16 protein-coding genes and 1 riboswitch are annotated in these 26,424 nt (G+C 73.6%); of the genes, 5 read left to right on the plus strand and 11 right to left on the minus strand.

The window, feature by feature from the left end:
• Positions 1-5: 5 nt before the first annotated feature.
• Entirely contained in the window at positions 6-1,520 is a 1,515-nt protein-coding gene (locus ACIP64_RS34095; RefSeq protein WP_401594564.1) for a hypothetical protein, read from the minus strand.
• Between the two features lie 154 nt (positions 1,521-1,674).
• On the opposite strand from ACIP64_RS34095, the gene ACIP64_RS34100 reads away from it, so the two are divergent.
• From ACIP64_RS34100 to ACIP64_RS34110, 3 genes are all read left to right on the plus strand, one after another.
• Positions 1,675-6,840, plus strand: coding sequence for a hypothetical protein (locus tag ACIP64_RS34100; protein WP_401594567.1), 5,166 nt, complete (start codon positions 1,675-1,677; stop codon positions 6,838-6,840).
• Positions 6,841-6,880: 40 nt separating this feature from the next.
• Positions 6,881-7,177, plus strand: a complete 297-nt coding sequence (locus tag ACIP64_RS34105; protein WP_360905839.1) for a WXG100 family type VII secretion target — start codon at positions 6,881-6,883, stop codon at positions 7,175-7,177.
• 91 nt (positions 7,178-7,268) lie between these two features.
• Entirely contained in the window at positions 7,269-11,735 is a 4,467-nt protein-coding gene (locus tag ACIP64_RS34110; protein WP_401594570.1) for an FtsK/SpoIIIE domain-containing protein, read from the plus strand.
• A 58-nt stretch (positions 11,736-11,793) separates the two neighbouring features.
• On the opposite strand, the gene ACIP64_RS34115 is transcribed toward ACIP64_RS34110, so the two are convergent.
• The 6 genes from ACIP64_RS34115 to ACIP64_RS34140 all read right to left on the minus strand — a co-directional run bounded on the left by ACIP64_RS34115 (position 11,794) and on the right by ACIP64_RS34140 (position 18,135).
• The gene (locus ACIP64_RS34115; RefSeq protein WP_401594572.1) at positions 11,794-12,405 is read right to left on the minus strand and encodes a hypothetical protein; all 612 of its coding nucleotides are present in this window, start codon (positions 12,403-12,405) and stop codon (positions 11,794-11,796) included.
• A 48-nt stretch (positions 12,406-12,453) separates the two neighbouring features.
• A complete protein-coding gene (locus ACIP64_RS34120) occupies positions 12,454-12,729 on the minus strand; it encodes a hypothetical protein (protein ID WP_401594575.1) in 276 nt (91 codons plus the stop codon).
• A 177-nt stretch (positions 12,730-12,906) separates the two neighbouring features.
• Positions 12,907-13,557: a thymidine kinase gene (locus ACIP64_RS34125; protein WP_360905843.1), complete on the minus strand. Its 651-nt coding sequence runs from the start codon at positions 13,555-13,557 to the stop codon at positions 12,907-12,909.
• Positions 13,558-13,599: 42 nt separating this feature from the next.
• A complete protein-coding gene (locus ACIP64_RS34130; protein WP_401594578.1) occupies positions 13,600-14,790 on the minus strand; it encodes an alkaline phosphatase family protein in 1,191 nt (396 codons plus the stop codon).
• The gene (locus ACIP64_RS34135; protein WP_401594580.1) at positions 14,790-15,377 is read right to left on the minus strand and encodes a DUF5998 family protein; all 588 of its coding nucleotides are present in this window, start codon (positions 15,375-15,377) and stop codon (positions 14,790-14,792) included. Before ACIP64_RS34135 ends, ACIP64_RS34130 begins: the two co-directional genes overlap by 1 nt.
• Before the next feature lie 28 nt (positions 15,378-15,405).
• Positions 15,406-18,135, minus strand: a complete 2,730-nt coding sequence (locus tag ACIP64_RS34140; protein WP_401594583.1) for a GNAT family N-acetyltransferase — start codon at positions 18,133-18,135, stop codon at positions 15,406-15,408.
• A 133-nt stretch (positions 18,136-18,268) separates the two neighbouring features.
• On the opposite strand from ACIP64_RS34140, the gene ACIP64_RS34145 reads away from it, so the two are divergent.
• Positions 18,269-18,550: an HPr family phosphocarrier protein gene (locus tag ACIP64_RS34145; RefSeq protein WP_360905847.1), complete on the plus strand. Its 282-nt coding sequence runs from the start codon at positions 18,269-18,271 to the stop codon at positions 18,548-18,550.
• Positions 18,551-18,762: 212 nt separating this feature from the next.
• On the opposite strand, the gene ACIP64_RS34150 is transcribed toward ACIP64_RS34145, so the two are convergent.
• The 4 genes from ACIP64_RS34150 to ACIP64_RS34165 all read right to left on the minus strand — a co-directional run bounded on the left by ACIP64_RS34150 (position 18,763) and on the right by ACIP64_RS34165 (position 23,658).
• Positions 18,763-19,455 carry a GntR family transcriptional regulator gene (locus ACIP64_RS34150; protein ID WP_401594587.1) on the minus strand — a complete coding sequence of 231 codons (693 nt, stop codon included), beginning with the start codon at positions 19,453-19,455 and terminating at the stop codon, positions 18,763-18,765.
• 254 nt (positions 19,456-19,709) lie between these two features.
• Positions 19,710-20,480, minus strand: coding sequence for a M23 family metallopeptidase (locus ACIP64_RS34155; RefSeq protein WP_401594590.1), 771 nt, complete (start codon positions 20,478-20,480; stop codon positions 19,710-19,712).
• A 14-nt stretch (positions 20,481-20,494) separates the two neighbouring features.
• A riboswitch (cyclic di-AMP (ydaO/yuaA leader) is annotated at positions 20,495-20,658 on the minus strand.
• Between the two features lie 259 nt (positions 20,659-20,917).
• Positions 20,918-22,288 carry a M16 family metallopeptidase gene (locus ACIP64_RS34160; protein ID WP_401594613.1) on the minus strand — a complete coding sequence of 457 codons (1,371 nt, stop codon included), beginning with the start codon at positions 22,286-22,288 and terminating at the stop codon, positions 20,918-20,920.
• Between the two features lie 17 nt (positions 22,289-22,305).
• Positions 22,306-23,658: a M16 family metallopeptidase gene (locus tag ACIP64_RS34165; protein ID WP_401594592.1), complete on the minus strand. Its 1,353-nt coding sequence runs from the start codon at positions 23,656-23,658 to the stop codon at positions 22,306-22,308.
• 205 nt (positions 23,659-23,863) lie between these two features.
• On the opposite strand from ACIP64_RS34165, the gene ACIP64_RS34170 reads away from it, so the two are divergent.
• The gene (locus tag ACIP64_RS34170) at positions 23,864-26,314 is read left to right on the plus strand and encodes a DNA topoisomerase (ATP-hydrolyzing) subunit A (protein WP_401594595.1); all 2,451 of its coding nucleotides are present in this window, start codon (positions 23,864-23,866) and stop codon (positions 26,312-26,314) included.
• Positions 26,315-26,424: the final 110 nt, after the last annotated feature.

Here is a 26,424-nt window from a genome sequence, read left to right on the forward strand (position 1 = left end):
CGGCGTCACCCCGTGCCCGCGTGCGCCGGCGCGCTCTGGACCGGGACGAAGGCCTTGTGGCCGAGGATCCCGGTGTCGACGGTGCCGTCCTCCTCCGCGTACCACCGCCAGTGGGCGCCCGGGACGTCCCCGGCGGCGAGCACGATCCAGCCGCCGTCCCGGGAGGAGAGCCGGGCGAGTGCGGGCAGGTCCTTCTCGGCGGGCGGCCGGGCCAGGACGAGAACCCCGGTGACGGGGCCGGTACGGGTGGCGCTGCGGATGAGGCCGGCGCCGACTTCCGGTGCGGGGACGGCCATCGGGGACCGGGATCCGCCGCTGACGTCCTCCAGGCCGGGGACGCGCAGCAGTCCGTGCTGGGCGTGCAGGTCGGGCAGTACGGTGCGGGCCGGGTCGACGGCCACCACCGTCAGCGCGTCGCCGTCCCGGCCGACGGTCTCCAGCAGGCTGCGCACCATCGCCGCCAGGGTGTCCCGGGCGACCGGCAGGTCGCCGAGGATGCTGAGGGTCCCGTTGAGCTGGCCGAGGTCGACCAGGACCTGGGCGTGGCCGCGCTCGGTCACGCCCACCCGGGCCAGGAGCGGGAGCGGCAGGCCGGCGGCCAGGTCGCCGTCCTCGACGGAGGCGGGAACTCCGCTGCGCTCCCAGCGGGTTGCGTCGAGGGCGTTCCACCCCTGCGGTGCGGGCGCGGCGGAGGAGACGGCGGCGAGCATCTTGGTGGGGAGCGCGAGCACGCTGTAGACGCGGGTGCTCGCGCCGCCGTGGCCGGTGCCGGGGGCGGCCAGCAGTTCGCGCAGGGTGTGCCGTACGACCGCGAGCGTGCGGGTGTCGGTGACCAGCGAACGCCCCAGGGCGGCCCGGCGCCGGCGGCGCAGCGCGCGCTGGGCGGCGCGCGGCAGGCGCGGGCGCAGCACCCGGGCGGCGCCGCGCACGGCGGTGCCGGCGCGGCGGGCGAACCGGGCCAGGGGGCGGCGGGCGGTGATGAGGACGGTCAGCAGGGCGAGGCCGACGCCGCCGAGGACGAGGGGGCCGACCGGAATCCGTGCGCCGGCGGAAGCCGTTACGTTCTCGGTCCGTCCCGGGGACGTCAACACCGTAGAGGCGGCCGTTGCCCCGGGCAGCGGGCCCACCTGCACGCCGTCACCGGTCGCGTCGTCGGGCAGGCGCAGCGCGAAGCCGGGGACCAGTTGCTCGGGCCTGGTGAACGTGGCGCCGCCGGGGAGCGTGCGGCCGGTGTTGAGGCCGAGGATCTCGGGGAACCGGTCGCCGTCGCCGAGGGTGCGCTCGGCGAGGGTGCGCAGGGTCTCCGCCTGCCCGCCGTTCTCCTCGGGGGAGGTGACGACGTAGTACCTGACGTCGTCCGCGGCGCTCGCCGTGACGGCCGCGCGGGCCGGGGCCGCCGACGCCGTCCGCGCGGGCAGCAGGGCGGTCGCGGCGACGGCGATCCCGAGGGCCAGGACGAGCGCGACCGGGCGCCTGGCCGCGGCCGCGGCGCGGGTGTCCGGATCGTGTGCGGAGCGCAATCTCCATCCTCCTGAGCAGTGCTCGCCCGCAACACTGCTGTCATGGACAGTTCACCCGGGCGCGAGAAAGTTGAGTTGTGAACTGAGCCTAGCCATACCGGAGTTACTACTGGCACGGCCGAGCGGTGAACGATCGGAGAAGGGCGGCTGCGCTATGGCGAGACGGCACACCACGGGGTGGGAAGCGCTCGGTTTCGACAGCGACCCCACCCCGGGCGACCCGGAGGCCATCCGCACCCTCTCCCGGACGTACCGGGACCTCGGCGACCAGGCGGACCAGGCCTACCGGTTGCTCGGCACCGACGCCGCGATCCGGCACGGCAAGGGCCAGGCGATGGCCGCCCTGCAGGACAAGATCAAGGACATGCCGCGCTTCCTGGACCAGACGCGGACGTCCTTCCACTCGGCGGCCGACGCGTACTCCGTCTACGCCGGTGTGCTCACCGAGGCGCAGAGCCTGCTCGACCGGGCGATCGACCAGGGCGGGCCCGTCGCGACGACCGCCTCCGTCGTGGTCCCCGACCTGCCGCAGAACGCCACGCCCGAGGAGACGACCCGTCACGGCGAGCGGGTGACGGAGGTCGGCAACGCCAAGTCGGAGCTGTCGGCGGCGACGGCGCTGGCCCAGCAGGCCCAGCAGATGCGCGCGGACGGGTCCGCCGCGGCGTCCCGGGCCCTGGACGAGGCGGCGGACCAGGCCATTCCGGCACGGAACATCTTCCAGAAGATCGGCGACTGGCTCGCCGACCATCCCATCTTCGAGATCATCATCGGCATCTTCGCCGGTCTCGTCGCGATCTTCTTCCCGGTGGTGGGCATCCTCATCGGCGCCCTCGCCTTCGGCCTGTCGGTGATCCGGATGGTCTCCCAGGGCCATCTGGAGATAGGCGAGTTGATCGTCGGCCTGCTCACCATCGTCCCGGGCGGGGTACTGCTGGGGCAGTTGGGCAGGCTCGGCAACGTCGTCTCGAAGTTCGCGCCGCTGGGCAAGGCGCTGGCGACGGCGGGCCGGGGCGCGGGCACCATGTCGGCCGCGGTCAAGGGCTGGATGAAGACCTCGACCTTCACCCGCAAGGTGCTCACCCCGCTGGGCCGGGGTGTCAACTACGACGGACTCAAGGTCAGACCGGCCTTCGTGGTGACGCAGAAGGCGGTCGCGGAGGGAACCACCGAGTTCGCGCTCGGCGCGACCGCGACGGTCATCTCGGACCTCGCCGCGGGCAAGCAGCTCGACGCGGGAAGGATCCTCGCCGGCGCCGCGGTGGGCGCGGCCGTCGGCGGCGGCTTCGCCGTGCTCGGAGGCACCAAGTTCGCCAACAACCTCAAGGACGCCTTCACCACGGAAGGCAAGTTCAAGAGCAACATCGGCAAGGCGTTCTCCGCGTCGAGCTTCACCCCGGGCAGCCTCCTGCACGTCAACGGCCGGGAGATGCCGCAGAAGACCGGCTTCCACGGCATCACGAGCAAGACCGAGGGCGACCAGACGACCGGCGCGCTGAAGACCAAGGTCACCACGCCGGACGGCACGACGACCGAGACCAAGACCGAGCCGCCCACGCCCAAGCCGGCCGCGACCGCGGACGGCAACCCGCCGCCGGATCCGAAGACCACGACGAAGACCACCACCCCGGACGGCTTCACCTCCAAGACCTCGGGCGGCACCAACACGATCGAGAGCCCGCAGGGCGACAAGGTGACGTACAACGGCACCCGGACCAGTGTGGACACCCCGGCCGGGAACGGCTCGCACCTCACCACCACGCTGACCGACCACGGGTTCAGCACCGCCAACGGCCCGTTCGGCGGGGGCGTCACCCAGGGCGCCGACGGCACGGTCGCCTTCAGCGGAACCGTGGAGGCAGGGACGCACGGCCCGAACCCGCCCGCCTTCACGGTCGGCGCGGGCGGCGACATCCACACCGGGGGCCTCACGGTCCACGACGCGGGCGGCACCACCACGGTGTCCGGGGACGGGGTCTCGGTCCAGCACCAGGGCCAGGTCACCTCGGTGTTCCACGGCGCCCCCGGCAATCCCCCGGTGGTCACGCACGACACCGGGGCCGGGCCGGGCGGGACGGTCGACGTCGGTCTCGCCGGGCACCACGTGACGGCTCCCGCGAACGGCATCGGCGGCGGTGTCGACCTGCCGGGCCACCAGCACGTCGCACCGCCGCAGGCCGACGGCGGTGTCCCGGTCCAGGACAACGGGGTGACCGGCACGCTCCATCCGGACGGTACCGCAACGGTGAGCTCGATCGGCGGACCGGCCACGCACCTGAGCGGCGACGGCTTCACGGTCGTCCCCGACCCCCATTCCCCGCACACCACCGTGCAGTTCGACAGCAGCGCCGGGCACTACGGACTCGATTCCGCGGTGCACGTGACAACGCAGGACGGCCCGTCCGTCAGCACGGACAGCGACGGCATCGTGACCGTGCAGGGCGGCCCGGGCGGGGACGGCGGCACGGCGTTCTTCACCCCGGACGGCGTCACGCTCACCGGTGCCGACGGCGCCCACTTCACCGTCGGCCAGGACGGTGCCTTCACCGCCGGCGGCATCGACCGGGGCGCGGACGGCACGATCACGGCGGGCGGCACCACCGTCCACGCGGACGGCACCGCCGACTTCACCCAGGGCGGGTTCCAGTACCACGTCGGCCCGGACGGTGCGATCACCCCTGTCCCCGGCCAGATCGGCCCTCCGGGGCCGGACGGCGTCCCCACCCAGCCCCCGCCGCCGGCCCAGGCGGCTCCCGGCCACCCGGTGACCCACGGCAACCTCACGGTCTCCGTGGACGGCCACGGAACGCCGACGGTCGGCGTGCAGGGAACGAGCACCGTGGACGGCGGCGGGCATGTCGTCACCACGACGGCCTCGGTCTCCGGCGGCACCACGACCCTCGACTCCGGCGGCTTCCACGTGACCACCGGCCCGAACGGCACGACCGCCACCGGGCCCGGGTTCACCGCCCACAGCGGCCCCGGCGGCATCACGGCGGGGGCTCCCGGCGGGCCGCCCGCGGTGTCGGTGACGCTCGGCCACAACGGCGGGGCCACGGTCGCCGTCGGCGGCAGCACGACGACGCTCGGCCCGAACGGCGCCACGACGCACGTCAACGGCGGCCTGGTGGCCACCGGCGACGGCACGGTCTCCAGCGCGCCGGTCGGGCAGGGCACCACCGTCGACAGCGGCGCGGGCGGCGCGGCCGCGACCGTGAACGACGGCCAGGGCGGCGCGTTCACCGTCCGCCCCGGCACGGACGGCGCCCACCACCCGACCGCCGACATCACCCACCCCGACGGTCAGGGCGCCCCGGTCCGGGCCCAGGTGGGCGCGAACGGGATCAGCTCACAGGGCGTCACCGTGCAGAGCGGGCCGGGCGGCAACGGCGTCAGCTTCAGCCAGCAGGGCAACAGCGGGACCACCACCACGACCTCCTCCGCCGACGGCTCGGTGCACGTGACCGGACCCGACGGCACCGTCGAGGTCGGCGGGCAGTCCGTCACCGTCACCAACGCCTCCGGGCAGAGCGTCAGCAGCGCCCACGGCACGGTCACGGCGGCAGGCAACGGCCACACCACCACGCTCACCCCGGACGGGAACGGCCACTTCACCACGCGGACGGTCGACGACAGGTCCGGCACCGGCCACACCGTCGACGGCAACGGGCAGCTCAGCGTGGAGAATTCACCCAGCGGGGCGACGATCACGGCCACGCACGACGGCGGGGCGGTCCACACCCCGCCGGGCAAGGGCCCCGGTTACGTCGGCGGCCCCCCGCTCGTCGGCGGCGACAACACGCTGACCAACGGAGCGGCCGGCACCACCGTCACCACCCACGGCGCCCACCCGTACGCCGCGCCCGGCAGTACCGTCACCCACAACGGCGACGGGCACGTGACCGTCGAACACGGCGCGGGGACCGGGAGTTACAGCCCCGGCGGTGTCACGCACCTGGGTCCCAACCCGAACGGCCCGGTCGACGCGCACGGCAGTCCCGTCGACACCGGCGGCACCCCGATCGGCAACGGACCGGGTCAGACGCCCGTGTCCACCGTGACCGGCGACGGCCAGGGCGGCATCACCGTGCGGACGCCCGGCGGGGGTCCCGCCATCCATCACACCGGCGGTTTCGGCGGCCGGTCCACGGTGGACACCGGCAACGTCACGGTCACCAAGTCCGACAGCGGCTTCCCCAACGCGACCACCCCGGCCGAGAAGTCCGGTGTCCTGCCCGGCAAGGACAGCCCCTTCGCCCCGCAGGGACCGCCCGCGACCTTCACCGTCGGCGCGAACCACCCGGGCGGCCCGACCGTGCAGGTGCCGATCTGGGGCGGCGGCTCAAGCGTCACCAGCGGCGGCCTCCACGTCGGCCACACCGGCAACGGGACCTTCCAGGTGGGCGGCCCGGGCGGCGCGGGCGACTCCGTCACCGTACGGCCCGACAACAGCCTCGTCGGCGGCCCCGGCGTCCATGTCACCGACCACCCCGCCGTCACCCCGCCGCCCGGACAGCAGGGGCCGTCGGTCCCCGCCCACCAGACGGCCGCGCTCAGCGACGGCACCACGGTCACCACCCTCGGCGGTCCCGCCGCCTTCACCCCGCCCGGCGGGGCCCCCGGCACCACCGTCGACCACGGCACCGCCACCACCACCGACCCCGCCGGCGGTGTGACCATCACCCAGAACCCACACGGCTCGGCCGACTTCCGGTACACCGGCAACGGCGAGACCACCACGCTGCACGTCGGCCACAGCGGGGTCACCGGGTCGGTGGACAGCAACGGCACCACGCACACCTTCACCGCGGGCGACAGCAGCGCCGTCACCGTCCGGGACGCCGGCGGCACCAAGGTGGCCGGCATCGACGGCGCCGGCGGCTTCACCGAGCAGCACTCGGCCGTGGACGACTACGACTTCAACGTGGGCAGCACCCTGAAGCCCGACGACTACCGGGAGTTCGCCTGGGAGGCCGCCCGCGGCGCGCTCAAGGGCGTCATCCAGAACTTCTCCGTCGCCGGTGTCCAGATCGGCCTGGGCGCGGACCCCACGACCGCGCTGGAGAACGCCGGCCTCGGGGTGGGCACCTCGGTCGCCAACGGTGTCACCAACAAGCAGCTGGAGAACAGCCACATCTTCAACACCAAGGGCCCGGAGGTCCTCTACACCGACATCCCGGTGAAGTTCATCAACACCGCCAACGACAACCAGAACCGGGAACTGCTCAACCCCCCGCAGCCGGAGGGCCCGGTGTTGCTCACCCCCGAGGAACTCGCCCACATCCGGGCCGAGCAGAGCGGTCAGCCCCCGGGCCACTGACCGACCCACCAGCCCGCACCACAGGAGAGGACCAGCCCCCATGCCCCAGTTCGACGTCAAGACCGAGATCACCGACTCCACGTCGGCGACGGTCACCAACGAGTACGACCAGGCCATCGCCCAGCTCCGCAAGATCAAGACCGATATCGACAACCTCCTCGCCGACGGCTACCGCACCCCCGCCGCCGAGACGAAGTTCCGCCCCTTCTTCGAGTCCTTCCACAAGGGCTACAACGACGTCATCGAGGGCCTCCCCGGCATCTCCCAGTACGTCAAGAGCGTCGGCGAGGGCTTCACCGAGACCGACAACCAGCTCGGCAACAGCCTCCCCCACTGACATCCCGAAGGGGCGGACGGGCCGGACATGCCTGCGGTCCGGCCCGTGCCGCTCCGTCCGTTCGCTTCGGAAGGAACCGAGGATCAGCCCCATGCGCCTGACCGTCACCGTCGTCGACCCGGATCCCCGGTCGGGCCGGGCGGCCGACATCGTGATCGACACCGAGCCCGGTGTCCCGGTCGGCGAACTCGCCGGAGAAATCGCCCGGTCCGTGCGCGGTACGGCTCCCGACGACGACCCGCCCGCCCTGTACGCGGGCGCCGAGCGGCTTCCCGAGGAGCAGGCCGTGGCCGCCGCCGGACTGCGCGCGGGCGGCCTGCTCTCGCTCGGGACGCCGCTCGACGTGCCGCCGGCCGGCCGGGAGCCCGAGGGCGTGGCCGAGCTGCGCGCCATCGGCGGCACCGGTGCCGGATCGGTGTTCCGGCTGCCGCCGGGCAACTTCGACATCGGCTCCGCCGCGACGGCCCGCGTCCGCCCGCCCGCGGGCGACCTCCCCGCCGTCGCCGCCCATCTCGTCGTCGCCGTGAACGGCGGCGTCTCGGTACGCGCCGCGCACGGCCAGAGCCTGCGGCTGGACGGCACCGGGCTGACCGGCGACGACTGGCAGGACTGGCCCGTCGGCGGCGTGCTCACCTGCGGGCCCGTCCTGCTGGAACGGGCCGTACCCTCCGCGCCCGACGCCGCCGTGGTCCCCTCGGCCGACGGGACCGGGCTCGACTACAACCGGCCACCCCGGCTGCTCCCGCCCGCCCCGAAGAACCGTTTCACGCTGCCGCGACCGCCCGGCAAGCAGGCCCGCGGCAGACTCCAGCTGCCGATGATCTTCGCACCGCTCGTCATGTCCGGTGCCATGACGGCGCTGACCGGCAACTCCCGCATGCTCCTGTTCGGCCTGCTCTCGCCGGTCATGGCCCTGGTCAGCCAGCTCACCGCCAAACGGCGCGGCAAGGAGACGTACGCGGAGCAACTCGCCGTGTACAAGGAGACCAAGGCCGAGCTCGACCAGGAGGTCGAGGAGGCGGTGCTCGCCGAACAGGCCGCCCGCCGCGCGGCCTGCCCCGACCCGGCCACCGCCCTGCTGATCGCCGCGGGCCCCCGCCGCCGGCTGTGGGAACGCCGGTGGCGGGACGACGACTTCCTGCTGCTCCGCCTCGGGGTGGCCGACCGTCCCGCCTGGGTCGAACTGGACGACCCCGCCGAGGCCGAGCACCGCCGCCGGGTCACCCGCACCACGCACGCCGTGCCCGTCGCGGTCCCGTTCCGCGAGGCGGGCGTCGTGGGCCTGGCCGCCGACGTACGCGCCTCCGACGCGGCGCTGCGGGTCGGCGGCGCCCCCGCCGACGGCAGCGGCGCCGACATCATGGCGTCCCTGGCACGCTGGCTCGTCGCCCAGGCCGCCGTCCTGCACAGCCCCTCCGACCTGCGGATCCACGTGCTGTCCGGCTCGTCGGGCGCGGACCGCTGGTCCTGGGTCCACTGGCTGCCGCACTGCGCCCCGCAGGGCGAGGACACCGTGAGCCTCGTCGGCTCCGGCGCCGAGTCCCTGGGCCGCCGCGTCGCCGAGCTCAGCGCGCTGATCGCCGCCCGCAAGGCCGCGGGCCGCAGCGCCCCGCGCGGTGGCGCCGCCGGGGAGCCCGATGTGCTCGTGGTCCTGGACGGCGCCCGCCGGCTGCGCGCCCTGCCCGGTGTCATCCAGATCCTCCGCGACGGCCCCGAGGTCGGCGTGTACGCGCTCTGCCTGGACGACGAGGAACGGCTGCTGCCCGAGGAGTGCCAGGCCGTCGCGGTCACCGGGGTCGGCGGTCTGTGGATCCGCCAGGCCGGCGTGGAACCGGTGACCGGCGTCCTCATGGACGCGCCGGAGCCCGTCTGGTTCACCGGCGTGGCCCGCGCGCTGGCTCCCGTGCGGGACGTCGGCGACGACGGCGAGGAGGGCCTGCTGCCCACGTCGGCGCGGCTGCTGGACGTCCTCGGCCTGGAACCGCCCACCGCCGAGGCCGTCGCCGCCGGATGGGCGGTGTCCGCGCGCAGCACCCGGGCCGTCCTCGGGGAGGGCGTCGACGGGCCGTTCGCCGTCGACCTCAAGGCGGACGGGCCGCACGGCCTGATCGCCGGCACCACCGGCTCCGGCAAGTCCGAGCTGCTGCAGTCGCTCGTGGCCTCGCTGGCCGTCGCCAACCGGCCGGACGAGCTGAACTTCGTCCTCGTCGACTACAAGGGCGGCAGCGCCTTCGCCGAGTGCGAGGAACTCCCGCACACCGTGGGCATGGTCACCGACCTCGACACCCATCTCGTCGAGCGCGCCCTGACCTCCCTCGGCGCCGAACTGCGCCGCCGCGAGCACATCCTGGCCGACGCCGGTGCCAAGGACATCGACGACTACACGGACAAGCGCGCCCGCCGGGGCGAACTCGGCCCGATGCCGCGGCTCGTCCTGGTCATCGACGAGTTCGCCTCCATGGTGCGCGAACTGCCCGACTTCGTCTCCGGACTGGTCAACATCGCCCAGCGCGGCCGGTCGCTCGGCATCCACCTGATCCTCGCCACCCAGCGCCCCTCCGGCGCCGTCACCGCCGACATCCGCGCCAACACCAACCTGCGGATCGCGCTGCGCACCACCGACCCGGCGGAGAGCCGCGACATCATCGACGCCCCCGACGCCGGGCAGCTCTCGCCCCGCACCCCGGGGCGCGCCTACGCCCGGCTCGGCCACGCCGTCCTGCTGCCGTTCCAGACGGGCCGGATCGGCGGCCGCCGCCCCGACCTCACCGCCGCCGCCGAGGGCGGCCACCCGGCTCCCCTCGTCACCGAACTGCACTGGGAGGAGCTCGGCGACCCGCTGCCCACCCGCCGCGGGGACGGCGAGCAGCGCGCCGTCCAGACCGTCACCGACCTCGCCGTCCTGGTCCAGGGCATCGGCGCCGCCACCGAACTGCTGGGCATCCCCGAACCCCGCCGCCCGTGGCTGCCGCCCCTGCCGGACGCGTACGCGCTGCCCGAGGGCAGCGGCCCGTCCTACGACGCCGAAGGCCGCCTCACCCCGGTCGTGTTCGGCCAGGTCGACGTGCCCGCGGAACAGGCCAGGACCGATCTCGCCTTCGACTTCGACCAGATGGGCCACCTGCACCTCATCGGCGCCCCGCGCAGCGGCCGCTCCCAGGCGCTGCGCACCCTGGCCGCCGCCGTGGCCCGCGACCACAGCACCGCCGACGTCCACCTCTACGGCCTGGACTGCGGCAACGGAGCCCTCCAGGCGCTGGCCGGGCTGCCGCACTGCGGCGCCGTCGTCGACCGCGGTCAGGTCGAGCGCGTCGTCCGGCTGCTCAACCGGCTGGTCGCCGAACTGAACAGCCGCCGGGCCCAGCTCGGCCGCGGCGGCCTCGCCGACCTCACCGAGCTGCGCCGCCGCCGCGCCCCCCTCAAGCGCCCGCCCCACCTGCTGGTCATGGTGGACCGCTTCGAGGCGTTCGAGCGCGACTTCGGCACCTACGACCAGGGCAGCGTCATGGAGAAGATGCTCCTGCTGCTGCGCGAGGGCGCCGCCGTCGGCATCCATCTCGTCCTGACCGGCGACCGGATCCTGACCTCGTCCCGGTTCGTCTCCACCACCGAGGACAAGCTCGTGCTGCGGCTCAACGACCGCAACGACTACTCCGCCGTCGGCGTGCCCTACCGGGAGATACCCGCCGAGCTGCCCGCCGGCCGCGCGATCCGGCTCAAGGACACCTGCAGCGTCCAGATCGCCCTCGTCGACGCCGACCCCAGTGGCGCGGCGCAGGCGGCCGCCCTGGACCGGATCGCCAAACTGACCACCGAGCGGGACCGGGCCGTTCCGGCCCAGCTCCGCCCGTTCCGGGTGGACGTGCTCCCCGACCGGTTCTCCTTCGAGGACGCCCTGGCCCGCGTCCCCGAGGGCGCCTCCCCGCTGTGGGCGATGGTCGGTGTGGGCGGCGACGAACTGGCCGCCGTGGGCACGGACCTGGCCGCCGTCCCCACCTTCGTCATCGCCGGCCCGCCCCGCTCGGGGCGCAGCACGGTCCTGCTCACCATGGCCCGGTCGCTGCTCGCGCGCGGCAACAAGCTGGTCGTCGTCGCGCCCCGGCCCTCACCGCTGCGCTCGCTGGCCGGCCGGCCGGGGGTCGTGGACGTCCTCACCGACCCGGACGTGGCCCTGGCCGACTTCCGCAGGGCCCTGCACGGTGTCGACAGCCCGACCGGCGCCATCCTGCTGGACGACGCCGACATGCTGGCCCACTCCGAGATCGACTCCGACCTCACCACCTTCGCCCGCGGCGCGGCGGGCGACGGCTGGGGCCTGATCGCGGCCGGCAACAACGAGGCGTTCCTCAGCAGCATGACCGGCTGGCAGGTCGCGCTCCGCCGCAACCGCTGCGGGGCGATCCTGGCCCCGCGCAACCTCAGTGACGGCGAACCCGTCGGTGCCCGGCTGCCGCACGGCCTGCTGGGGGCCGATCCCGAACCCGGCAAGGCGCATCTGCACCTCGGGGACGGCAAGTACGTGACCGTGCGCGTCCCCGAGCCGGGCGGCGCGCGCTGAAACAAAGCGACGGGCCCGGACCTCCCCAGGGGGTCCGGGCCCGTCGCGCCTGCGCCACTCAGGACGGGGTGATCACGCCGAAGCTGAACGTCGAGGTGATCGCGTCGAACACGTCGTACAGCGGCTCGGCCAGCGGCAGGTTCGGGCTGGAGCAGGTGATGACCAGCACCTGCCCGCTCTCGTCCGGGAACGGCACCACCGTGTGCATGATCAGCAGGCGGGTCCTGATCCCGTGCGCGACCTCGGCCTCCTCGATCCCCTTCACCCGGCCCACCGGGCCGATCCCCGGCAGCTCCACGGTGCCGAACGTCCGGGTCGTGCCCTCGCCCTGACGGCCGCCGGCGGCCGAGAACTCCTTGCTCAGGTCCTGCAGCGAGAAGCTCTGTCCCGGCGGCGGCGTGACCTTGAAGATCATCACATTCGCCATCAGCAGGCCGTCCTCGTACATCGTGAACGTGCCGGCCGCGTACACCGCCCCGCGCCGCCGCGCGCCCTGCGCGATCCGCCGCACATTGCGGAAGGTCTCGTTGAGCCGGTCCCGCTCCGCCTTGTCCGGCGTCTGCCTCAGCAGCGCGGCGCGGATGCCGGCCAGTGCCTCGCCGGACAGGTCGTACTCCACCCAGCCGTCCGGTATCCGAAGGCCGAAGGCCAGGGTTCCCTCAAGGGCCATCGCCGCGCGCTCCTCTGTCATTCCCGTGTGGACCGGTGGTGGGGTCGGCTACTTCGCGGTCAGGGAGTCCGCGCTCTGGTTGTCGTAGTCGGTGAACGCCTTGACGATCTGGTCGCAGGCGTCCTTGAGCTGGTTCCCCTGGCGCTTGAGCTGGGTCCGCCCGTCGCTCCACGCGCTCTCGAAGTTGCCGCCGGAGTGCGCCAGCGGCGCGCCCACGGCCGTCTCGTCGAAGCCCGTGGGCTTGGTGTCGATGAGTTCCATCACGCGGCCCAGGAGCCCGCTCAGATCCTCCAGCTCGTCACCCGGAATCTGGATCTCTGCCATGGGGGCCTCCCTCTCGGCCGACGGGGACGCGGTGCGCGCAGTGCATCACCGTCAAGAACCTAGTGGCCGCAGGTGTGTTCGGGCTCCGGCGCGATTGAACCCCGCCTGAATCGTTGTCAATCTCTGTGCGCACGGCGGACGATGAACGCGCGCGGCCCCCGGGCCGTCCGGCGGAACTCAGTCGGAGGCGACCGGCAGGACGTCCGGCGAGAGGGCGGAGGCACGGGCCGAGGCGGCGGTCACCCGGCGGCGGTGGTGCCGGCGGCACAGCACCTCGTAGCCGATCTCGTCCCCCGGACCGTGCACGTCGCCCACCACCACCTGGGCACCCGCGACGACCATCTCGCCGCCCACCGTACGGGCGTTGTGCGTGGCCCGCGCCCCGCACCAGCACAGGGCCTCCACCTGCAGCTGCTCCAGCCGGTCCGCCAGTTCGACCAGGCGCTGCGAACCGGGGAACAGCCGGGTGCGGAAGTCGGTGGTGATGCCGAAGGCAAAGACGTCCTTGTCCAGGTCGTCCACGATCCGGGCGAGCTGGTCGATCTGCTCCGGAGCCAGGAACTGCGCCTCGTCCACGATCACGTAGTCCGCCTTGCCGCCCCTGGACAGCAGGTCCACGACGTACCCGTACAGGTCCATCCCCTCGGCGGCCTCCACCGCCTCCGTGACCAGGCCCAGCCGCGACGACAGCTTCCCCTCCCCCGCCCGGTCGTCCCGGGTGAAGATCACACCCTGCAGCCCCCGCGCCGAACGGTTGTGCCCGATCTGAAGCGCCAGTGTGCTCTTTCCGCAGTCCATCGTTCCGGAGAAGAACACAAGCTCAGGCATGAGGGGGCGACGGCCTTTCGGGGTGGGGGGCGAACAAGGGACTCAGGAGCGTACTTCGAGCAGGGGGACCAGTTGCTCGACGGGGGTCATCGAACCGTGCAGGCCCACCATCGAGGACTCCCCCGGCTCCCGGCGCGTGGCGACGACGGCGATGTCGTCCCGGGCGACGGCGACGACATCGCCGATACGGCCGCGCACCCGGTCCTCCACGTGCGGGCCGAACCAGCCCGCCGCGACGGCCTCGTCGCGGGTGGCGACCCACATCTGCTCGCCGAGGACCTCGCTCCACACGGCGTGCACGTCGGCGACGGCACCGGGGACGGCGTAGACGTGCCGGGCCCGGGCCTCGCCGCCGAGGACGGCGACGCCGGCGCCCAGCTCCCAGTCCTCGTCGAAGTCGATCCGCGACTCCGGGTCGAAGGGAATGTCGATCATGCCGTGGTCGGCGGTGACGTAGAGCGCGCTGCGCGGCGGCAGCTGCTCCGCGAGCCGCTGGACCAGGCGGTCGGCCGTCATGAGCTGGCCGCGCCAGGCGTCGGAGTCGACGCCGTGCCGGTGGCCCATCGAGTCCAGCTCGCTGTAGTACGTGTAGACCAGCGCCCGGTCGGACGCGGCGAGCCGCTCGGCGGTGAAGTCCATGCGGTCGTCCCCGGTGAGCCGCCCGTGGAAGGTGCCGCCGCTCAGGGCGATCTTCGTCAGCGGGGTGTGCTGGAACGTCGGCGAGGTGACCTGGCAGGTCTCCACACCGGCGTCCTGGACGAGCTGGAAGACGGTGGGGTGCGGCTGCCACTCCTGCGGCGACGTCCAGGGCTGCCAGCGCAGCTGGTTCATCAGCTCGCCGCTGTCCGGGTTGAGGACGGTGTACCCGGCCAGCCCGTGGGCGCCGGGCGGCAGGCCCGTGCCGACCGACGCGAGCGAGGTCGCGGTCGTCGAGGGGAAGCCCGCGGTGAGCGGCTGCCCGGTACCGCCGGTCGAGGTGCCCAGCAGCGAGGTGAGGAAGGGGGCCTCGTCCGGGTGGCGCCGGATCAGCTCCCAGCCCATGCCGTCCACGAGGAAGACGCAGACGCGGTCGGCCGGAGCCAGCCGCAGCGCGGTCGGCGGGGCCGTGGTCACGCCGAGGCCCGCGGCCACCGCGGGCAGCACGTCGCTCAGCGAGGCGGTGCCGTAGCGCGGGGCGGGCGCGTCGGCGGGGTCCAGTGGCGCGGACTCGTACGGGGGGACGGGATGGGCCATCAGGCGGCCGTGCTCGCTGTCGCCTCGGAGAGTGCCTGCGCGAAGGCGAGGGTCTGGCGGACGGTCTCGGGACCGTCGCCGGCCTCGCTGACCCGCAGGCTCAGGTCGTCGGCCGTGGAGGAGCCCGTGTAGCCGTGGTCGGCCTCGCAGTTGGGGTCGCCGCAGGCGGCGGGCTCCAGGTCGATGCGGCTGACCGCGCCCCAGCCGATGGTGAGCACGACCTCGCGGGGCAGGGTGCCGACGGTGTAGGACTCGGGGTTGGCGACCACCCGGCTGAGCACGACCGAGGAGATGCGCTCCAGCTTGACCGACTCGGTGGAGGTGGTGGCGTACGGCGTCGGGGACGTGTCGTCGGCGCCCTGCTCGTCGGTGTGGCTGACGATGAAGCGCGTGCTGGTCAGGACGAGCACGGTGACGTGCCGGCGGACCTCGTTGGCGTCGAAGGTGGTCTCCTGGTGCACCAGGTACGAGTGGACCGGCTCCCCGCCGACGGAGGCCTCCACGGCCTCGGCCACAAGGGTCGGGTAGTAGCCGCTGCGCTCGATCGCCGCGCGCAGCCCCTGGGTGGTCGTACCGCTCTTCGCCATGCGCACCATCCTAGTGCGGCGCATGTGTTCAGAAGGACGACAGTGCGCGCGGTCCGAGGTCCGTTCGAGCAGGGGGGCGCGCGAGGCGGACGGACGCGCCGAGGACCGTCAGCCCCTCCGCGGCCACGACGACCGGTTCGAGGTCGACGGACACCACCTCGGGCAGGTCGTCGACCAGGAGCGAGACCCGCAGCAGCAGCTCCTCCAGGGCCGGGGTGTCCACCGGCTCGGCGCCGTGCCAGCCGAAGAGGAGCGGGGCGGCCTTGATGGAGCGCACCAGCTGGGCGGCGTCCCGGTCGGTCGCCGGGACGAGGCGGTGCGCGGTGTCGCCGAGCAGTTCCGAGGCCGCGCCGGCGAGGCCGAACGACAGCACGGCGCCCGCGCCGGGGTCGACGGTGGCGCGCACCACGGTGTCCACCCCGCGCGGCGCCATGGCCTGCACGACCAGGTGCAGCTCCCCGGGCTTGCCGAGGCGCGCGGTCAGCTCCTCGTAGGCCCGGCGCAGGTCGTCGGGGTCGGCGAGGTCCAGCCGTACGGCGCCGAGGTCGGCGCGGTGGCGCAGGTGCGGGGCGGTGGTCTTCAGCGCCACGGGGTAGCCGAGGCGGCGGGCGGCCGCCAGGGCGGCGGCCACGTCGGGCGCGGGCAGCGCGGCGCGCACGGCGATGCCGTAGCGGGCCAGGAGCGCGGCGGTGGCGGGCTCGTCCAGGGTGACGCCGGGGGCGCCGTCGACGGCCCGTTCCCCGGTGCCCTCCAGCAGCCGGGCCACGTCGCGGCGGGCCCCTGCCTCATCGACGTCGTCGAACTCGGGCACCCGGCCGGGCGTCCCGGCGTCCCGGCGCCACTGGGCGTGGCCGGCCGCCTGGGCGAGGGCCTTCACGGCGCGTTCGGCGGCGGCGTAGGCGGGGATCCCGGGGACGGCGAGGCGGGTGCCCATGGCCTCCAGCGCGGTGTGCACGACCACCACGGGCTTGGTGCCGCCCGCCTCGGCGACGGCGCGCTCCAGGGCGGCGGCGAGCTCGGGGTCGTCACCGGTCTCGGGGTGGCCCTGCAGTTCGTCGCCGACGCGCGGGATGGCCGTGACGACGACGGCGTCGTGAGCGGGGTCGCGCAGCGCGGCGGTGAGCGCGGCGGCGAAGTCCTCGGGCGTCGCGGAGGTCGTGAGGTCGGCGGGGCGGCCGGGTTCCAGCCCGGCGGTCAGGCACGCGTCGTAGGTGAGCAGGCCGAGCGACTCGGAGTTGCCGAGGACGGCGACGCGGGGTCCGCCCGGCAGCGGCTGGCAGGACAGCAGCAGTCCGGTGTCCAGGAGCTCGGTGACGGTGTCGGTGCGGATGACACCGGCCTGGCGCAGCAGCGCGGAGACGGTGCTGTCGGGGATGCGGGTGACCGGCACGGTGTGGCCGGGCGGCGTGGCCGCGAAGTGGCGGGCGCCCTTGACGACCACGACCGGCTTGACGGCGGCGGTGCGGCGGGCGAGGCGGTAGAACTTCCGCGGGTTGCCGAGGGTTTCCAGGTAGAGCAGCGCGACGTCGGTGGCCGGGTCGTCGTGCCAGTACTGGAGGATGTCGTTGCCGGAGACGTCAGCGCGGTTGCCCGCGGAGACGAAGGACGACAGCCCGGCGCCGCGCCGGTGCAGCCCGGACAGCATGGCGATGCCGATGGCCCCGGACTGGGTGAACAGCCCGAGCCGCCCGGCCCGCGGGGTCTCGGGGGCCAGCGAGGCGTTGAGCCGGACGCCGGCGGCGGAGTTGAGGACGCCGAAGGCGTTGGGCCCGATGACGCGCATGCCGTACGAGCGGGCCTGGCGGACCAGGGCGCGCTGCCTCCGGCCGCCCTCCGCGCCGGACTCGGCGTAGCCGGAGGACAGGACGAGCAGGCCGAGGACGCCGTGCCGGCCGCACTCGGCGACCACCTCCGCGACGTTCTCCGCGGGGACGGCGATCACGGCGAGGTCGACCTGTCCGGGGATCTCCGCGACGGAGCGGTGGGCCGGGACGCCCTCGGGTTCGAGGATCCGCAGGCCGGGATCGAAGGAACGGTTCACCGCGTGCACCTGCCCGGTGAAGCCGCCCTCGGTGATGTGCCGCAGCGTGCTGCGGCCGACGCCGCCGGGCCGCCGTCCGGTGCCGATCACGGCGATCGAAGACGGGCTGAGCAGCCGCGCCACGGACCGGGCCTCGGCCCGCTGCTCGCGGGCGCGCATCACGGCCACCGACTGCTCGGTGGGTTCGAGGTCGAACTCGAGCCGGACGACGCCGTCGGTGAAGCTGCGCTGCTGGGTGTAGCCGGCGTCCGTGAACACCTTGATCATCTTGCGGTTGGCGGGCAGCACCTCGGCGATGAAGCGCCGGATGTCGCGCTCACGCGCCACGGCCGCGACGTGCTCGAGCAGCGCGGAGGCGACCCCGCGGCCCTGGTGCGCGTCCTGGACGAGGAAGGCGACCTCTGCCTCGTCGCTCTCGGTGCGGTCGTAGCGCACGGTGGCGATGAACTCTCCGCCCACCAGGGCCGCCAGCCCCACCCGGTCGCGGTAGTCGTGGTGCGTGAAGCGGTGCACGTCCCGGTCGGACAGCCGCGGGTAGGGCGCGAAGAAGCGGTAGTACTTGGACTCGTCCGAGACCTGCTCGTAGAAGCTGACCAGCCGCCCCGCGTCGTCGGGCCTGATGGGCCGGACATGGGCGATCCCGCCGTCGCGCAGGACGACGTCCGCCTCCCAGTGGACCGGGTACTCACGCTCTTCCGTGGACGGCGGGGTCGTCATGGGGCCAGCGTACGGGCATCGGCACGGGCGGGATCGGTGCGACGATGTCAGGGACGGAAGGGCAGGACCGACCGGTGGGCCCGGCATGGCAGACTGGTCTAGACCTCCTTGGAACGACCCGAAGGACAACACCATGGCTGAGCGCCGCGTCACCGTCGGCTGGGCCGAGGGACTCCACGCCCGTCCCGCAGCGATCTTCGTCCGCGCCGCGACCGCCGTCGGCGTCCCCGTCACCATCGCCAAGGCCGACGGTGCCCCCGTCAACGCCGCCTCGATGCTCGCCGTGCTCAGCCTGGGTGCCGCGGGCGGCGACGAGATCGTCCTGGCCTCCGACGCCGAGGGCGCCGACGCCGCGCTCGACAGCCTGGCGAAGCTGGTGTCCGAGGGCCTGGAAGAGCTTCCCGAGACCGTCTGACCCGCCGCCCGGCATGCCGGGGCCGGTGCCGCGGAATCCGGCCGGATTCCGCGGCACCGGCTTTTCCGGCCACCGGAAGAATTCGACGCGACGCACCGCGGAAACGCGCGGCGACCGCGCACAGGTCAGAATTCGGCCCTATTCTCCCCGTTGTATACGGCAGCGCTGTTAAAACCGACGACTCGGCGTGTGTCCGGCATGTTTCCGTTTCCTCACCGAAGGGTCGCGCCACGGCCCGCGCGCTCCGGGCGGCGCAACCGGTGCACCGCCGCGGCGCGCTCCACATGGCCGGCCATCGCCGCGCGGGCGCGCTCCGCGTCACCCCGGGCGACGGCGTCCACGACGGATGCGTGCTCCTCCCAGGACGCCGCCGCGCGGCCCGGTGAGTCCACCGCGTACACCCAGGCGATCTTGCGCCGCAACTGCGTCAGCAGCGTCACCAGGGTGGGGCTGCCGGAAGCCTGCGCCAGCGTCTCGTGGAACCAGCCGTCGAGCGCCGGCAGGTCGGACAACTGCCCCTGCACGGACCGCTCCTGACCGAGCCGCACCAGCCCGCGCAACACCTTGACGTGCGCCTCCGTACGCCGCTCGGCGGCGCGTGCGGCACCCAGCGGCTCCAGCAGGCCGCGGATCTCCAGGAGGTCCGCCGCCTCCTGGTCGGTGGGCTCGGCCACGGAGGCCCCGGCGTGCCGGCGGGTGCGGACGAAGCCCTCGGACTCCAGGGTGCGCAGCGCCTCGCGGACGGGCACCCGCGACACCCCGTAGCGCTTGGCGAGCTGCTCCTCGGTCAGCCGGCTGCCCGGCGCGAAGTGCCCGCCGACGATGTCGTCACGGATCGCCGCGCACACCGCCTGGGCGGAAATACGGCGCCCCGCGCCGCCCGTCCCGTTCACGTCCGGTCCCACATCGCCGGTTTCCTTTCCCTGCGTGCCGACGGCTGCGGCTCAATTCCGCGTGACGCAGGTGCCGGCGCTTTCGTGGCGACCCTATTCCAGCACGTGGCCGATTCCGGCGGCAGCCCTGAATTCATGGAGCGTTTTTGGACACACGTCCGCGCGCGCCGAAGGCCCCGGCGTGGGGGAGCCGGGGCCTTCGGGGTGGGGGGAGGGGGGTGGAACGGTGGAACGGTGGACCGGTGGACCGGGAGATCAGAAAGCGCTCAGAAGAGGACGCCGTGGGAGCGCAGGTACGCCACCGGGTCGACATCGGAGCCGTACACCGGGGTGGTCCGGGCCTCGAAGTGCAGGTGCGGGCCGGTCACGTTGCCCGTGGCGCCCGACAGGCCGATCCGGGTGCCGGCGGACACCGCCTGGCCGACCGAGACCGCGATCGAGGACAGGTGGCCGTACTGGGTGTACATGCCGTCCGCGTGCCGGATCACGACGTTGTTGCCGTACGAACCGCCCCAGCCGGCCTCGACGACCGTGCCGGCGCCGGCGGCGTGCACGGGCGTGCCGATGGCCGCCTGGAAGTCCACGCCGGTGTGGTAGCCGGACGACCACAGGCTGCTGGTCGCGTGGTACGGAGTGCCGATGGCGCCGTGGACCGGCAGCATCCAGGAGGTCAGGGACGTGCGGGCGCGGGAGCGCGATGCGTGCGCCGCGCCGTCGCGGGCCGCGGCCCTCGCCTTGGCGCGTACCGCGGTGGCCTTGGCGGCGGCCTCGGCCTTCTCGGCCGCCCGCACCTTCGCCACATGCGCGACGTGCGCCGCGTGCTGCTTCGCGGCCTTCTTCGCCGCGGAGACCGCCGCCTTGCGCTGCGCGTCCGCCTGCTCGGCCAGGTGGTCCGCCAGGTCGCCGCTGACGGCGGCGCACTTGGCGAACGCGGAACGCTCGGTGTCCGCGGCCTGCGCGGAGGTGGTGAGCGTACCGGCGGTGACGGCGGTGAACGCGGCGGCGCAAGCGACGGTGGTACGTATGGTGAACGCCATGGGCAGGCGGGGATCCTTTCCTTCCTTCTCGCCTACCGGGTTAGCTGACGGGTTCGGAGCAGGAAGGTCTCCTACGGGAGCCCCGGTGAGGGCAGGCCCGATTCACCCCAGGGGACGACTCATGTGGGTCCCCGGCTCCCCAGGCTCACGCCCGACGGGGACTCGGCGATCGTTGCTCCGGTGCCGCGGGAGGCGGCTGATTCCGCCGGACAACCCGAGGACGCTAACCGCGCCCCTGCGGCGGTTCCAAAAAAATCCGGGCTTTTGTGCGGGATGCCACACCGACCCCCAACCGTCACCAACCGTTCCCCGAACGGCAAAACCCCAGTTCCCACCGGGTGCAGCGGCGCCCTGAGCGGCTGGAGCCCTGAGCCCACACGCACCGCGGCCCCGGGCGCCGATGGGGCGTCCGGGGCCGCGGGGCGGGCGGGGTGGCGTCAGGCGCCCGTGACGACCGTCACGGGGCCGATGCCGAGGTCGCGGACCGGGTCGGCGATCACCGAGGCGTCACCGACCAGCACGACCACGAGGCGGTCCAGCGGGAACGCGGCGACGGCCGCCGCCGTGGCCTCGACCGTGCCGGTGGCCGCCAGGCGCTCGTACAGCCGCGCCTGGAAGTCGTCGGGCAGTGACTGCTCGACCTGGTCGGCGAAGGTGCCGGCGACGGCCGAGGCCGTCTCGTAGCGCAGCGGGGCGACGCCCACGAGGTTCTGGACGGCGACGTCCCGCTCGTCGTCGGTGAGCCCCTCCGCCGCCAGGGTGCGCAGCACCTGCCAGGTGTCGGCCAGCGCCGGCGCGGTGACGTCGGTCGCCACGGAGCCGCTGATGCCGAGCAGCGAGATGCCGGTGCCCTCCGGCGTGGAGAGCAGGACCTGGCCGAAGGCGCGGACGCCGTAGGTGTAGCCCTTCTCCTCCCGCAGCACGCGGTCCAGGCGCGAGGTCAGCGTGCCGCCGAGGCAGTACGTGCCGAGCACCTGGGCCGGCCAGACCGGGTCGTGGCGGTCCGGGCCCGTCCGCCCGATGAGCACCTGGGTCTGGACGGAGCCGGGGCGGTCGACGACGATCACGCGGGCGGTGTCGTCCGCGGTGATCGACGGCAGCGGGCGGCGCTCGGCGGGCTTGCCGCTCCACTCCCCCAGGGTGCTGCCGAGCAGCGCGTCGAGGTCGATGCCCGTGAGGTCGCCGACCACGACCGCGGTCGCGGTGGACGGCCGTACGTGCGCGTCGTAGAAGGCGCGGACGGCCGGCGCGTCGATCCGCGAGACGGTCTCCTCCGAGCCCTGACGCGGCCGGGAGCACCGCAGTTCGGCGGGGAAGAGCTCCTTGGACAGCGCCATGGCGGCGCGCCGCGCGGGGTTGGCGAGCTCGTGGGGGATCTCGTCGAGGCGGTTGCCCACCAGGCGCTCGATCTCGCTCTCCGGGAACGCCGGGGCGCGCAGCGCGTCGGCGATCAGGCCGAGGGCCTTGTCCAGGCGCGAGGCGGGGACCTCCAGCGAGACCCGCACGCCGGGGTGGTCGGCGTGCGCGTCGAGGGTGGCGCCGCAGCGCTCCATCTCGGCCGCGAACTCCTCGGCGGTGAGCTTGTCCGTACCCTCGGACAGGGCGCGGGCCATGATCGTGGCGACGCCGTCCAGGCCCTCGGGCTCGGCGTCGAGCGGCGCCGCGAGCAGCACCTCGACGGCGACGACCTTCTGGCCGGGGCGGTGGCTGCGCAGCACGGTCAGCCCGTTGGGCAGCTGGGAGCGGTCCGGGGCCGGGAAGTCCCAGGGCTTGGGGTCGCCCGGCCGGGGCTGCGGGTGGAACGTCATGGTGCTCTGGACGTCGGTCACTGGTCCGCGCCCTCCTCGTCCTCGTCGGAGTCCTCGCCGGGGGCCGCCGCGGAGCCGGTGGGCTCGTACACGAGCACGGCGCGGTTGTCGGGCCGCAGCGTCGCCGCGGCGATGGCACGCACCTCGTCGGCGGTGACCTCCAGGACCCGCTTGACCGCGGTCAGCGCCAGCTGCGGGTCGCCGAACAGCACGCTGTAGCGGCACAGTTCGTCGGCGCGGCCGCCGACCGTGGCGAGCCGGTCCAGCCACTCGCGCTCCAGCTGGGCCTGGGCCCTTTCCATCTCCTCCGGCGTCGGCCCCTCTTCGGCGAAGCGGGCCAGCTCCTCGTCGACGGCGGCCTCGATCGCCGGCACCTCGACACCGCTGGACGTCTTGACGTCCAGCCAGCCGAGCGACGGCGCACCGGACAGCCGCAGCAGGCCGAAGCCGGCCGCGACCGCGCTGCGGTCCCGGCGGACCAGCCGGTTGTGCAGCCGGGAGGACTCCCCGCCGCCCAGGATCGTGAGCGCCAGGTCGGCCGCGTCGGCCTCGCGGGTGCCGTCCTTCGGCAGCCGGTACGCGGCCATGAGGGCACGGGAGGGGACGTCCTCCTCGACGACCTCGCGGAGCTGCCCGCCGATCACCCCAGGGAGTGAACCGTCGCGCGGCGCCGGCTTGCCGTCGTGGGACGCGATGGTGCCGAAGTACTTCTCGACCCAGGCCAGCGTCTGCTCCGGGTCGATGTCGCCGACCACCGCGAGGACGGCGTTGTTCGGGGCGTAGTACGTCCGGAAGAAGGCGCGCGCGTCCTCCAGGGAGGCGGCGTCCAGGTCGGCCATCGAGCCGATCGGCGTGTGGTGGTACGGGTGCCCGTCCGGGTACGCCATGCCGGTCAGCCGCTCGAACGCGGTGCCGTAGGGCACGTTGTCGTAGCGCTGACGGCGCTCGTTCTTCACCACGTCGCGCTGGTTGTCCAGGCTCTCCTGGTCCAGCGCGGACAGCAGGCTGCCCATGCGGTCGGCCTCGAGCCACAGGGCCAGTTCCAACTGGTGGGCCGGCATGGTCTCGAAGTAGTTGGTCCGCTCGAAGCTCGTGGTGCCGTTGAGGGAGCCGCCGGCGGCCTGGACCAGCTCGAAGTGGCCGTTGCCCTTGACGTTCGCCGATCCCTGGAACATCAAGTGCTCGAAGAGGTGGGCGAGTCCGGTACGGCCCTTCACCTCGTGACGGGAACCGACGTCGTACCAGAGGCAGACCGCGGCGACCGGGGTGAGGTGGTCCTCGGAGAGCACCACACGCAGGCCGTTGGCCAGGCGGTGCTCGGTCGCGGTGAGGCCGCCGGATTCTGCCTCCGGCGTGGCCGTGTGACCCATGGGCAAGCTGTCCTTCCCGTCGCGTACTCGTTGTTTCGTGCGTAGACCTGCCACTCTAGGCAGCGGACAAACAGCCTGCGAAGTTCCCGTCACCGGCGCGCAGGAGCCGGGGGGTGGTCGGGGCTGTCGGCGGCGCGGTCCACAATGGTCCGCGTCAGTCACGTGTCCACACCCGATGAGGTCCAGCCGAAGGAGCAGCGCCCTGATGGCCCGCCGCACCACGAAGACCCCGCCGCCGGACGATTTCGAGGAGCGGATCCTCGACATCGACGTCGTCGACGAGATGCAGGGGTCCTTCCTCGAGTACGCCTACTCGGTCATCTACTCGCGCGCGCTCCCCGACGCCCGCGACGGGCTCAAGCCGGTGCACCGCCGGATCGTGTACCAGATGAACGAGATGGGGCTGCGTCCCGAACGCGGCTTCGTGAAGTGCGCCCGTGTCGTCGGCGAGGTGATGGGCAAGCTCCATCCGCACGGCGACGCCTCGATCTACGACGCCCTGGTGCGCATGGCGCAGCCGTTCTCCATGCGGGTGCCGCTGGTCGACGGCCACGGCAACTTCGGTTCGCTCGGCAACGACGACCCGCCGGCCGCCATGCGCTACACCGAGTGCCGCACGGCCCCGGCCGCGATGCTCATGGTCGAGTCGATCGACGAGGACACGGTCGACTTCGCCCCGAACTACGACGGGCAGGAGCAGGAGCCCGTCGCCCTGCCCGCCGCGTATCCGAACCTGCTGGTCAACGGGGCCTCGGGCATCGCCGTCGGCATGGCGACCAACATGCCGCCGCACAACCTGGGCGAGGTCGTCTCCGCCGCCCGGCACCTGATCCGCTACCCGAACGCGGACCTCGAGACGCTGATGCGCCACGTGCCGGGCCCCGACCTGCCCACCGGCGGCCGCATCGTCGGCATGGACGGCATCCGGGACGCGTACGAGACCGGGCGCGGCACCTTCAAGATCCGCGCGACGGTCTCGGTCGAGGAGGTCACCGCCCGCCGCAAGGGTCTGGTGGTGACCGAGCTGCCGTTCACGGTCGGCCCGGAGAAGGTCATCTCCAAGATCAAGGACCTGGTCGGCTCCAAGCGCCTCCAGGGCGTCGCCGACGTCAAGGACCTCACCGACCGCGAGCACGGACTGCGCCTGGTCATCGAGGTCAAGAACGGCTTCCACCCCGAGGCCGTCCTGGAGCAGCTGTACAAGCTCACGCCGATGGAGGAGTCCTTCGGCATCAACAACGTGGCCCTGGTCGACGGCCAGCCGCTCACGCTGGGCCTGAAGGAGCTGCTGGAGGTCTACCTGGACCACCGCTTCGAGGTGGTTCGCAGGCGCAGCGAGTTCCGCCGCGGCAAGCGCCGCGACCGCCTCCACCTGGTCGAGGGCCTGCTGGTCGCGCTCGTCGACATCGACGAGGTCATCTCGATCATCCGCTCCAGCGACAACGCGGCCCAGGCCAAGGAGCGGCTCGTCGAGCGCTTCTCGCTGTCGGAGATCCAGACCCAGTACATCCTCGACACGCCGCTGCGCCGCCTGACCCGCTTCGACCGGATTGAACTGGAGTCCGAGCGGGACCGGCTCACCGCGGAGATCGAGGAGCTGACCCGGATCCTGGAGTCCGACGCCGAGCTGCGCAAGCTGGTCAGCACCGAGCTGGCGGCGGTGGCGAAGAAGTACGGCACCGATCGCCGCACCGTCCTGCTGGACTCGACGGCGGCGCCGATCGCCGCCGTGCCGCTGGAGGTCGCCGACGACCCCTGCCGCGTCCTGCTGTCCTCCACCGGGCTGCTGGCGCGCACCGCGAACGGCGAGGCCCTGGCACCGGGCGACGGCAAGCGCGTCAAGCACGACGTGATCGTCTCGGCGGTGCCGACGACCGCGCGGGCGGACATCGGGGCGGTCACCTCGACCGGGCGGCTGCTGCGGATGGCGGTGATCGACCTGCCGATCCTCCCGGAGACGACGGGCGCGCCGAACCTGGCGGGCGGCGCTCCGCTGGCGGAGTTCCTGTCGCTGGAGCCGGACGAGCAGGTGGTGTGCCTGACCACGCTGGACGAGTCCTCGCCGGGTCTGGCGCTCGGCACCGAGCAGGGCGTCGTCAAGCGCGTCGTGCCGGACTACCCGTCGAACAAGGACGACTTGGAGGTCATCGCCCTCAAGGACGGCGACCGGATCGTCGGCGCGGTGGAGCTGCGCACCGGCGAGGAGGACCTGGTCTTCATCACCGACGACGCCCAGTTGCTGCGCTACCCGGCGGGCCAGGTGCGCCCGCAGGGCCGCCCGGCGGGCGGCATGGCGGGCATCAAGCTCACCGAGGGCGCCAAGGTGATCTCGTTCACGGCGGTGGACCCCTCGGCCGACGCCGTGGTCTTCACCCTCGCCGGCGCCCGCGAGGTGCTGGACGGGGCGGAGGAGAGCACGGCCAAGCTCACCCCGTTCGACCAGTACCCGCGCAAGGGCCGGGCGACCGGCGGCGTGCGCTGCCAGCGCTTCCTCAAGGGCGAGGACGTGCTGCTGCTGGCCTGGGCCGGTGTGGCGCCCGCGCGTGCCGCCACCTCCGCCGGTACCCCCGCCGACCTTCCGCCGAAGGATCCGCGCCGGGACGGCTCGGGTGTGGCGCTGACCAAGCGGGTCGCAGTGGTGGCCGGCCCGGTGTGACGGGCGCGTGACAGCGGCGAGGGGCGCGGCACCGGTACGGTGGCGCCCCCCCCCGCCGAAGCGGGGAGGACGCGTACCCCCCCCGCCCCCCCGGGAGGACCGGGGGGCCG

The organism is Streptomyces sp. NPDC088733 (assembly GCF_044751185.1).
Lineage (GTDB): Bacteria > Actinomycetota > Actinomycetes > Streptomycetales > Streptomycetaceae > Actinacidiphila.